This window comes from Methanohalobium sp., from assembly GCF_018609725.1.
Classification (GTDB): domain Archaea; phylum Halobacteriota; class Methanosarcinia; order Methanosarcinales; family Methanosarcinaceae; genus Methanohalobium.
The window spans coordinates 1-10,221 of record NZ_JAHENT010000067.1 but is presented as its reverse complement, the minus strand read 5'-3'; the positions used below and the strand labels follow the sequence as shown (position 1 = coordinate 10,221).

12 protein-coding genes are annotated in these 10,221 nt (G+C 35.5%); 5 read left to right on the top strand and 7 right to left on the bottom strand.

Annotation, left to right across the window (positions count from 1 at the left end; translation table 11 throughout):
* Positions 1-566 precede the first annotated feature (566 nt).
* On the top strand, positions 567-788 hold the full coding sequence (locus QZ276_RS11530; protein WP_369334624.1) for a zinc ribbon domain-containing protein: 222 nt from the start codon (positions 567-569) through the stop codon (positions 786-788).
* Positions 789-1,145: 357 nt separating this feature from the next.
* Positions 1,146-1,427 carry a hypothetical protein gene (locus QZ276_RS04135; protein WP_292485560.1) on the top strand — a complete coding sequence of 94 codons (282 nt, stop codon included), beginning with the start codon at positions 1,146-1,148 and terminating at the stop codon, positions 1,425-1,427.
* Positions 1,428-1,441: 14 nt separating this feature from the next.
* On the opposite strand, the gene QZ276_RS04130 is transcribed toward QZ276_RS04135, so the two are convergent.
* The 7 genes from QZ276_RS04130 to QZ276_RS04100 all read right to left on the bottom strand — a co-directional run bounded on the left by QZ276_RS04130 (position 1,442) and on the right by QZ276_RS04100 (position 6,561).
* Positions 1,442-2,227, bottom strand: coding sequence for a C15orf41 family protein (locus QZ276_RS04130; protein WP_292485558.1), 786 nt, complete (start codon positions 2,225-2,227; stop codon positions 1,442-1,444).
* Positions 2,208-2,882, bottom strand: a complete 675-nt coding sequence (locus QZ276_RS04125) for an endonuclease III domain-containing protein (protein ID WP_292485556.1) — start codon at positions 2,880-2,882, stop codon at positions 2,208-2,210. The genes QZ276_RS04130 and QZ276_RS04125 overlap by 20 nt, the downstream gene beginning before the upstream one ends.
* 6 nt (positions 2,883-2,888) lie before the next feature.
* Positions 2,889-3,413 (bottom strand): hypothetical protein, encoded by a 525-nt coding sequence (locus QZ276_RS04120; RefSeq protein WP_292485554.1) that lies wholly within the window; start codon positions 3,411-3,413, stop codon positions 2,889-2,891.
* Positions 3,414-3,460: 47 nt separating this feature from the next.
* Entirely contained in the window at positions 3,461-4,318 is an 858-nt protein-coding gene (locus QZ276_RS04115; protein WP_292485552.1) for a ribose-phosphate diphosphokinase, read from the bottom strand.
* A 69-nt stretch (positions 4,319-4,387) separates the two neighbouring features.
* Complete coding sequence (moaC, locus tag QZ276_RS04110) at positions 4,388-4,864, bottom strand: cyclic pyranopterin monophosphate synthase MoaC (protein ID WP_292485550.1); 477 nt, start codon at positions 4,862-4,864, stop codon at positions 4,388-4,390.
* Between the two features lie 17 nt (positions 4,865-4,881).
* Positions 4,882-5,064, bottom strand: a complete 183-nt coding sequence (locus QZ276_RS04105) for a hypothetical protein (RefSeq protein WP_292485548.1) — start codon at positions 5,062-5,064, stop codon at positions 4,882-4,884.
* 12 nt (positions 5,065-5,076) lie between these two features.
* Positions 5,077-6,561: an NAD(P)H-hydrate dehydratase gene (locus tag QZ276_RS04100; protein WP_292485546.1), complete on the bottom strand. Its 1,485-nt coding sequence runs from the start codon at positions 6,559-6,561 to the stop codon at positions 5,077-5,079.
* A 364-nt stretch (positions 6,562-6,925) separates the two neighbouring features.
* Here QZ276_RS04100 and QZ276_RS04095 point away from each other — a divergent pair, with 364 nt between their 5' ends.
* The 3 genes from QZ276_RS04095 to hisE all read left to right on the top strand — a co-directional run bounded on the left by QZ276_RS04095 (position 6,926) and on the right by hisE (position 10,188).
* Positions 6,926-8,431, top strand: coding sequence for a DHH family phosphoesterase (locus QZ276_RS04095; protein WP_292485545.1), 1,506 nt, complete (start codon positions 6,926-6,928; stop codon positions 8,429-8,431).
* A gap of 128 nt (positions 8,432-8,559) precedes the next feature.
* Positions 8,560-9,843, top strand: a complete 1,284-nt coding sequence (locus QZ276_RS04090) for a 3-isopropylmalate dehydratase large subunit (protein WP_292485543.1) — start codon at positions 8,560-8,562, stop codon at positions 9,841-9,843.
* A 39-nt stretch (positions 9,844-9,882) separates the two neighbouring features.
* Complete coding sequence (hisE, locus tag QZ276_RS04085; RefSeq protein ID WP_292485541.1) at positions 9,883-10,188, top strand: phosphoribosyl-ATP diphosphatase; 306 nt, start codon at positions 9,883-9,885, stop codon at positions 10,186-10,188.
* Positions 10,189-10,221 lie beyond the last annotated feature (33 nt).

Genomic DNA, 10,221 nt, shown 5'->3' with positions numbered 1-10,221 from the left:
TACCTTTTAACTGTTTATTTAGTTCTTCGTATCTTACCCAATCACCTTCATCATTTAGAGATTGCTTAACTATGAAGTTTGCCTGGTTGTATAGGTTCTTGGAAATATGACACAACCAGCTAAGGTTTTTATCATAATTTAGGTATATCGTTTCGGTTCTTTTTACCATAACAATCTCCATGATGAATATAATTGATTATATTTTATGTTATCAATTCTTATATTTTTTACTTATAAAGTAAACTATACAATGATTCGAATCAGTGATGAAATTCAGGTAACCCGTTCAGTGCTTTGGTGGATATCTTTGAAATGTGTAAATCCAGGGAACCAGCAACAGAGGAAGTAAACTCTATGCTTATGGGAATAAAACAGTTTCCATATTATACAACAAATTTGTATAATATTACACACAATATGTAATAATTGTAAATGGTGTTAAAATAGAAATAATCAACCAAACAGAAGACAAAACATACGAAAACGAATGAGTTGAAGATGTTCTTACTATCATCACGGTTTTTTCTGCAAAACTTTACGGAAGTCAGATCCATAAGAACAAAAAAATGCTGTATTTGTGGAGACGTAGAAAAAAAGGTCCAGATGTAAGAATTTTTACCTGTAAAAAATGCGGTCAAACCCTTTCGAGAGATATAAACAGCGCCGTAAATATTGCTAAAAAAGAAATACCTTTGTCTGGCACGGACTATAAAGGTAATCTCAAAGAACCTTTGTATATTGCATATTGGAGATACAATAACTCGAAAATAAATATGCAAATGAATTAAACGAGAAAGATGATACTTTCTCACCTAAGTTTACATGGTTTTATGTAAAGTTAGGAGTGCGGCAATCAGGGATTATTGTACGATATCAAAGCAACTGAGAATAATGAGCTTCTAAACCTTCAATCTGAAAGTCTTGGATCAGTGTCCAAAATACTCTCATCAAACTAATCCTTTTTTAATTTAATTCTATAGTTTTTATAAATAAGTTAGTTTTAGAACTTTTTTTCTTAAGATTATTTATTACTTAATTTGCTTATTTTAGATTACTGGTATATACCAGTAAATGAGGGAGACAGTGGATTATTATGTTGTTCTCCCTATTTAAAAAATCAAATTAAAAGTGGGGGTATAGTATTGTTGGATTTAAACAAATCAAACAATAGAGAAAAATTTGATGAAATAGGAAAAAAAATCTGGCAATTACATCTTGACCTTGTGAAACTTAAAACCCAGATAGACGACCAGATAAAAACTCTTGATGAAAACCATATGCATCTGGGTTTTAATAACAAAGTAGCAGGTAATCTTTATACAGGTCTAAACAACAGGGAATCTAGAAAGAAACCAGTAGAATTATCTCAAAAGGAACTTTTAAGCAATGAACTACATAAAAGACAGGTAGTGTATTCAGATAAATGAAAAATAAGGTTTGATTACCACTGAATTGAAAAACTTAAAAGGCTTTCAACATCATCTACAAGTTTATAGCTGTAAAAAAACTGGTAATCTTTTATGATATGGTTATTAAGGTCTATGTTATCCAGATAACCGTACCAGTAAACTATCATTCCTTGACCAAATTTTTCTTCGTATTGTTTGAATTGTTTTTTAAAATAATGGCTGTGTTCTTTTTCATCACCGAATATGGCTTTGCTTTCAATCCACTGAATATCTATCCCTTCAATAACTAGGGTATCATTTAACACAAAATCTGGTGTTTTGGTATGCCCGTATTCACGCAGGTCGTCTTCTGTATAATAATCAATATTGTTTTGTATTAGCCATTTTTCAATGATGTCTTCACCCATTTGTCCTCGAATACTCTGCAATTTGTGGGCTTTGGGTGAATAATGAAAATCAGATTCTATTACCTCTTTAATTTCTTTTTTTAAACGGTCATCAGAAAGAATATCTGGGTTGTTAAATACCTGTTTTTTTGAATAACCCATTTCTTTGAGTAAAATGGTGGCCATAAGAGATTCAGGGAGTTTGTTTTCCTTTGCAATATCCTGTATGGAGTGGCCTTTTTCCCATTTTTTCAGGTGTTTATGGCTGTATTTTTGAACTTTTGGTTGTGTCTTTTTAACTTTTGACACTGTTTTTTGGGACAGTATAGATGACATCACACCGACAGGTTCCATGAATTTTTCTGCCAGTTCTTCGACATCATCAAAAATGTCAATGGATTCATATATCCATCTATAGCGTTCTTTCTCCATAATTATCGTTATTTATCTTGTTAATGTTTATATTGGTTTTGAGAAGTAGACAATTATTACATTGTTTTTTGACACAATAGTTTTTTGCATACTCTACAATCAATGCATGGTATTCCTGATAGAGGTTAACATCGACCGGTAATTTATTTTCAAAAAGTGATTGAAGTTGTTTATAGTTACCATCTATTCCAAGACATCCCATTATACGTTTTGTATAAGCATCGATAACAAATTTGGGTTTTTCTGCCGAATAGAGAATTATACTGTCGGCTGTTTCTTCACCTATCCCTTTTAATGAAAGAAGTGTATACCTTAATTTATTAATTTCCTGATTGAAAACAGAATCCAACCCTTTTTCAAAAAAGTAATTGGCTACATTTTTCAGCCTTGCAGCTTTTTGTCGATAAAAACCACAGCAGTAAATGAGTTCTTCAATTTTTTCAATGTCTGCACATGCAAGTGCTTTCTTATCTAAAAGGTGGTTGTTTTTAAGATTTAATATTGCTTTTTCAACATTTATCCATTTTGTTTGCTGGGTAAGTATAGCACCCACTATAATTTCAAAAGAAGTGTCTGCAGGCCACCAGTATTGAGGTCCGAATTCATCCATCAGGTGCTGGTATATCTGCAACAAGTCCTGACTTGAAATATTCATAATTTATTATTTCCAGAACTTTTTTTCGTAGTTTTCAGGTAGGTCAAGTTCCATTGCTTTGTCTATATTTTTTCTGAATTTTTTGTCTTCGGGTTCTGAATCATCTTCTTCATTACTGTTGTAGGAATGGATTACAGTTGTATTTTTGTCGGATGTTACAACTCTTTCGTTTATTTCTTCAACTTCATTTACCTTAGAAGACTCAGTTTTATTGGAATCATGAGTTTCCTTTTCTACTTGTCCAGCATTTTCACCGATATTAAAGTCTGATTTAAAAAAACGATTTTCTTCTTCTATTGGGTCTCTGATTTCTGGTGTTTCATCTATTTTTTTGCCCAGTTTCATACGAACATTATCAGCATAATTATCCTGTACAGACTGGGAACTTTTTCCTTCTCTATGTGTATAGCGATAACCGATTGTGCAATTCTCATCACCGGTACGCCAGTCTATGTGGTACAGATGGCAGTCCTCTTTTTTGCATTCGGAATTTTTATCCATTGGACATACTTCAGGCAATGTCATGGTCAATCTGTTCTCCTTTTTATTTTGGGCAAATATATAAAATTATGTCTTAATTATATTTTATTTAATGAATCCGCTATCAATGGTGCGACACTGACAGCACTTTCAGCTTTTTCAATAGTGTCGGTAGATATTATATCTCGAACCCCAGCATTGAATAAACGCAAAACTGCATTTTTAGCCAGTACAGGATGTACACATGCAAGATACACATCATTTGCACCCTGTGATTTCAGTATTTTGATGGATTCAGCCATTGTACCTCCAGTAGCAATCATATCGTCAATCAAAACCACATCTCTTCCGGTGATATCCATGTTTTTTGTTTTGATGGATACTTCATCACCTGATATCCTTTCTTTTTCAAGGTAATCATATTCTATTCCGGTTTTAGATGATGCATTTTCTGCAAGATAGATTGCACCAGAATCAGGAGCTACTATTAATGGGTTTTTTAAATCAAGTGACTCGATGTGGTTGCCCATCAGGTATGATGCTTCAAGGTCAGTGGTGTTGTTTGCATCGATATATTCAAGTATGCTTTTTTCATGAACATTAACAGTAAACACATTGTCTGCGGTAAGTGTTCTGGTGATTGCACGTGCACTGATTGCTTCTCCATTTTTGAACTTTTTATCCTGTCTGCTGTATCCTAAATAGGGTATAACCACATTGATTTGTTTTGCATCTTCACAGGCATCGATTAATTGTAAAAGGGAAATCAAATCAGAATCTGTATATGTACACTGTATTATAGTAACTCTTTCATTTTCAATATCGCCATCCAGTATTCGTATATATTGTTCTCCATCAGGGAATTTATCAAATTCACAAACTACTGGTTTATCGTTCAGTTCTCTTGCAACCCGGGATGCAAGTAGCTGGGATGCAGGTCCTCCTATTATCTTCAAATTTTGTACCTCTTCTTCCTTTAATTGAAATAGTAATTATTTTTAATACTTATTTTTAATTTTTAATTTTTATATAGATTCTGATTTGGTTTTCTCAATAACTTCTATATCCTGGATTTTTGTATGAGGGTAATTACCGGTTTCATCCTTTTCAGCAGATTTTACCATATCCCATATGGTAAGTAAAGCGGTTGAAACACCGTTAAGTGCCTCCATTTCAACACCGGTTTTTCCGACCGATTTAATCTTGACACTTGCTGTAATGTAATTATTATTAATATCAAAATCGGTGTCTATACCTGTAATCGGAATGGGATGGCACATAGGGATTGTATCAGATGTTTTTTTGGCAGCCATGATGGCTGCTACTCGTGCTGTCGCCAGTACATTTCCTTTTTCTATGGAACTGGATTGTATATTGTTGATTGTATCTTCTGTGAGTATAATTTTTCCTGAAGCAACCGCCTGGCGTGATACACTATCCTTTTTACTGGTGTCTACCATCTGAACTCTGTCATCAACAGTATGTGTAAATTCTTTTGCCAAACAACCACCATTAGGTGTTAGTCAATCCGTACATTTTTCCGCTGTTCATAATCTTCAAGGGTTTCGTCAAGTTTTCCCAGGAGGTCTCTTGCTTCATGAAGGTTTAATTTAGTAATTTGTTCGTCTTCTCCGTGGCTGATTACCAGGCGTATTCTGTTTCTTTCAATATCTACATATATAGTCCGTTCATCTTTTACCATCAAATCTCTCCTTTATTTACCTATATTTATAACGTCTGTAATTCTGTCAATGATATCAGTTGCAAGTAAACCGTAACCTTTTTCCTCGAATGCTAGGTCACCGGAGGCACCGTTTATAAATGCACCACAGGATGCAGCATCAATTGCAGAATTTACTGCAAAAAGCGCTCCTGTAATTCCTGCAAGTACATCACCCGTCCCTCCAACAGTCATACCCGGATTTCCGGTCTGGTTGTATAATATCCTTTTACCATCAGATATGATGTCTTCTTTACCTTTTAATATTGTTATCAGATGATTATTTTTTGAAAAATCCATGACATCACAGGCACGTGAATCCCTATCTTTGGGTGTGTTTTTGTTCTGGAGATATGAAAATTCACCTGCATGTGGTGTGATAATAACTTCACAACCGGATTCACTGATGCTGTTATAATCAACCCCGTATAATCCGTCAGCGTCTACAACAACTTTTTGACAGTAGGGGATTATTTTCTCAATTGCTGATTTGCTTCTATCATCCCGTCCTATCCCCATCCCTATGATAACTACGTCATGGGATTTAACCAAATCTTTGATTTTGGGAATGTCTTCAGAACAAAGCACCTCATTGGAAAGTGAATCTACTATTAGATTTGGTGAAAACGATGCTATAATATCTGCAACATTTTTTGGTGTGGCAATTGTAACAAGATCAGCACCTGTTCTCAGTGCAGCCAGTGAAGTAAGCCCGGGAGCGCCTGAATATGCTCCACCACCTATGACCAGTATCCTGCCTGAATTACCTTTATGGCTGCTTTCAGAACGCTTTTTCAACACTTCTAGATTCCCTCTCCCTACAATTTTTTCAGCATCTGAACAAACCCCAATATCCACAACCTTGACAGATTTTGCGTATCTGTTAATATCTTTTGACTCAAGACCAGGTTTTATTCTGTGAAATGTAAGTGTAACGTCTGAGGATACTGATTTTTCACAATCACCACCGTCAGGGTCAAAACCTGATGGTACATCAACTGATACCACTTTTGCCTTAGAGTTATTAATTATGTCAATGGCAGTGGATTCAGGTTCCCGTATTTTGCTTTTAACACCTGTACCAAGAATTGCATCTATTATCAAGTCGGCGTTATCAATCCAATCCAGATTTAAAATCTGGGTAGAATCTGAGACTTCGAAGATATCTGTGATAGCACTGTGTTTTAAAATCTGATAATTTTTAATTGCATCTTCGGTTTTAATCTGATCAATGCGACCCAATAATATGATTTTAACTTTATAATTGCTATATTGTGCCAGATGTCTTGCTGCAACAAAAGCATCTCCACCATTGTTTCCTCTACCTGCAATAACAACTATTGTACCACTTTTAATAAGGTTTTTAACTTCTTTTGCTATCCCCGCTCCTGCATTTTCCATAAGTTGAAGTGTGCTTAAACCAAAGTATTCACAATTTTTGTCAATTGCATTCATCTGTGATGTTGTTATTGTGTACATGGTAACACGTATTTTATTTATTCATATATTACCCTATGTTTATGTTACTTTCTAATTATATGGTGTAGTGTATTTATTTAATGATTCTGAAAAAATGAATGGTCTTTTTGATAAAAAATCAATATGGATAAATAATCGATGTTAAAATGATCAGTTTTTAATGTGTTATTATTTAAAATATTATATATTTATACATAAAGTTTAAATCCATCTGATGTTAATTTTACTTTTATTAATATAGGGGATATTCAACTTCACAGATTAACATCTAAGAAGAGTGAATAGTGGAAGGTTTAATAGGAATTTAACCGAAAGTTCCTTAATAAACAATTGTGTCCTGATATTACGAAGGAGGTACTGCACTATGGCCACCGTAAAGGCTACAAACCCGTCCACCAAAACTAAAACTAAAACTAATCCCTCATATTTACCCGCCAAATCAAAAATAAAACCAACCTATCTCGTCCTTGGTAGTGGGAGTATTGGTTTTGCCGTAGCTAAGGAACTTAGAGAACTTGATAAAGATTTGGTCATCGTCGATAAAGACCCTGCCAAAATTGAAACTCTCAGAGAAGAAGAGTATGAAGCAATACAGGGTGACATAAGCAATGCTGAAACTCTTAACCAAATCAATGTAAGAAATTTAACAGCTGTGCTTGTATTAAGTTCTGATAATGAATCCAACAAATCAGCCATAGAAAATATCAAAAAGTTGGTCTCTCCTGATGTTTATTGTGTGGCACGGGCATCAGATGTTATCAATAAAAAAGAGATGGAATCTAAAGGTGCTGATTATGTTATAATACCCTCAAGGGTGGTAGCTACATCACTTGCAAGGACTCTTGAACGTGCCGAATCCACGCGCAGAGGTCCCAAGTTAACACGATGGCTGAAAGATATTGCCGACAAAAAACTTGGTGTCGTGGTTCATGATAATCCTGACCCAGATGCTATTGCCAGTGCGATGGCTCTTAAAGAAATAGCAAAAACCTATGGTATTGAAAGCACTATATTTTATCATGGTGAAATCGGACACCAGGAAAATAAAGCCTTTGTAAATCTTCTGGATATTGACCTAAATAGGATGGAAGAAACAGATATTTCAGATTTCCAGAATATAGCACTGGTGGATTGTGCAGTGCCCGGATCTAACAATATGCTTGACCGAGATACCCATGTAGGTATTGTACTCGACCATCATCCTGTAGAGGATGCAGAAATTGATGCCGATTATATTGATATTAGACCCAATATAGGAGCAACAGCAACAATTCTTACAAAATATCTACAGGAATTAAATATTGATATAACCAGTAATCTTGCAACAGCGCTGTTATATGGTATAAGGACAGATACACAGGATTTCAAAAGAAATACAGACCCTGCCGACCTTTCTGCGGCTTCTTTCCTTTACCCTCTGGCAGACCATGAAATCCTTGAACAGCTTGAACGTCCTTCTATAGCAACAGAAACATTGGAAGTATTTGGAGAAGCAATTAAAAACAGACAGGTTTTTGGAAGTTATCTTTTGTCAAATGTGGGAACAGTTAGAGACCGTGATACATTACCACAGGCAGCTGATTATCTGTTGAATCTTGAGGGCATATCCACATCAATAGTTTTTGGGGTATCTAAGGATAAGATCTACCTTTCAGGACGAAGCAATGATATCAAAATCAATCTTGGAGATGTCATGAAAAGAGCATTTGGAGAACAATCAGCAGGAGGACATGCAACAGCAGCCGCAGCACAGGTTCCGCTTGGGGTGTTTAGTGCAGCAAAAGATAGACAGACACTTCTACGTCTGGTCAATGAAGCGGTTGTGAAAAAGATATTGAGTGCAGTAGGAGTGGAAGAAGCAGAAGATTGACTGTTAAACGTTTTATCCAGTTAAATTAGCCATCCTATAGCTAATTATAAATTATATTAGTTTATATGATGGTTCACTTTGACTTTTAATTTATCCTATATTGATCATAAAATTCAGTACTGATTATCATGCCGGACAATAGCCAACCAATGACAATTTCTGAAAAAATAATGTCTAAAGCTTCAGGAACGAATGTAAAAGCAGGAGATTTTGTATTTGCTGATATAGACCGTGCGATGACTCATGATATCACAGGTCCCCTTGCAGTAAAAGGTTTCTATGAAATAATGGAAAATAAAGAAAATCCAAAGGTATGGAACCCGAATAAAATTGTAGTTATCTTTGATCATCAGGTTCCTGCAGACTCATTAAATGCAGCATCCAATCATATAATGCTCAGGGAGTTTGCAAAAGAACAGGGAATCCTTAATTATGATGTCTATGAAGGTATATGTCATCAGGTAATGCCTGAAAAAGGACATATCAAACCCGGTGACTTGGTAGTGGGTTCGGATTCTCATACATGTGCTTATGGTGCAATTGGCGCATTTTCTACAGGTGTAGGTTCTACTGATATGGCGGCAGTATTTGCTTCAGGAAAATTGTGGTTCAAGGTGCCTGAAACGATACGATTTGAAATTGATGGAGAATTGCCTGATAATGTATATTCAAAAGATGTCATCCTTCATGTGATAGGAGATGTTGGTGCAGACTGTGCTATGTACAAGACCGCTGAATTCGGCGGGTCGGCAGTGCGAAGTATGTCGGTCTCAGAACGTATGACAATGTCAAATATGGCAATTGAAATGGGTGGAAAAGCAGGAATTATAGAACCTGATAATGTGACCGAGGATTACATCAAGGAACGTATTCCTGATTATAAACTCGATTCTGAATGGAAATCAGATGATGGGGCGAATTATTCAGAAATTCGAAAATATGATGTATCCAATCTTGAACCACAGGTAGCATGTCCACACAATGTTGATAATGTAAAACCCATAAGCGAAGTAGAAGGTACAGAACTTGATCAGGTATTTATCGGGTCATGTACAAACGGGCGTTATGAAGACCTTGAAATTGCTGCAAAAATAATGGATGGGAAAAAGGTTGCAGACAACGTTCGTTTGCTAGTAATCCCTGCTTCAAGAACTGAATATATGAAACTTTTAAAAGCCGGATATATTGAACAATTTATGGAAGCAGGAGCAATTGTAGAATCACCTTGCTGCGGTCCATGTATGGGAGGTTCATTCGGTCTTCTCGGTGATGGAGAAGTAGGACTTGCCACATCTAACCGCAATTTCAAGGGACGGGAAGGCAGTCCAGAATCATTTGTTTACCTGAGTTCACCGGCTACTGCAGCTGCATCAGCTCTTACCGGAAAAATTACCGATCCCAGAAAAATTTGAGTTATAAACTCAAAAACTTATTTTTTGTTGGAGGATAATATGTCTCAATCAGATGCTGACTTATCGTTATTGAATGAAATCTATGATGTAATTCAGGACCGCAAAAACAATCCAGTTGAAAAATCCTATGTATGTTCACTCCTTAACCATAATAAAGGGATAGATAAAATCCTTGAGAAAATAGGAGAAGAATCAGTAGAAACTGTTCTTGCTGTTAAAAATAAAAACCGTGAGGATATTGTTTATGAATCCTCTGATTTGTTATTCCATTTACTTGTAATGCTTGTAGCAAATGATATACAGCTATCAGAAATAGCTGATGAGCTTGAAAAACGCCGCAGCTAATTTAGTATACAGCAAGTTCGTGAAGGACATCCG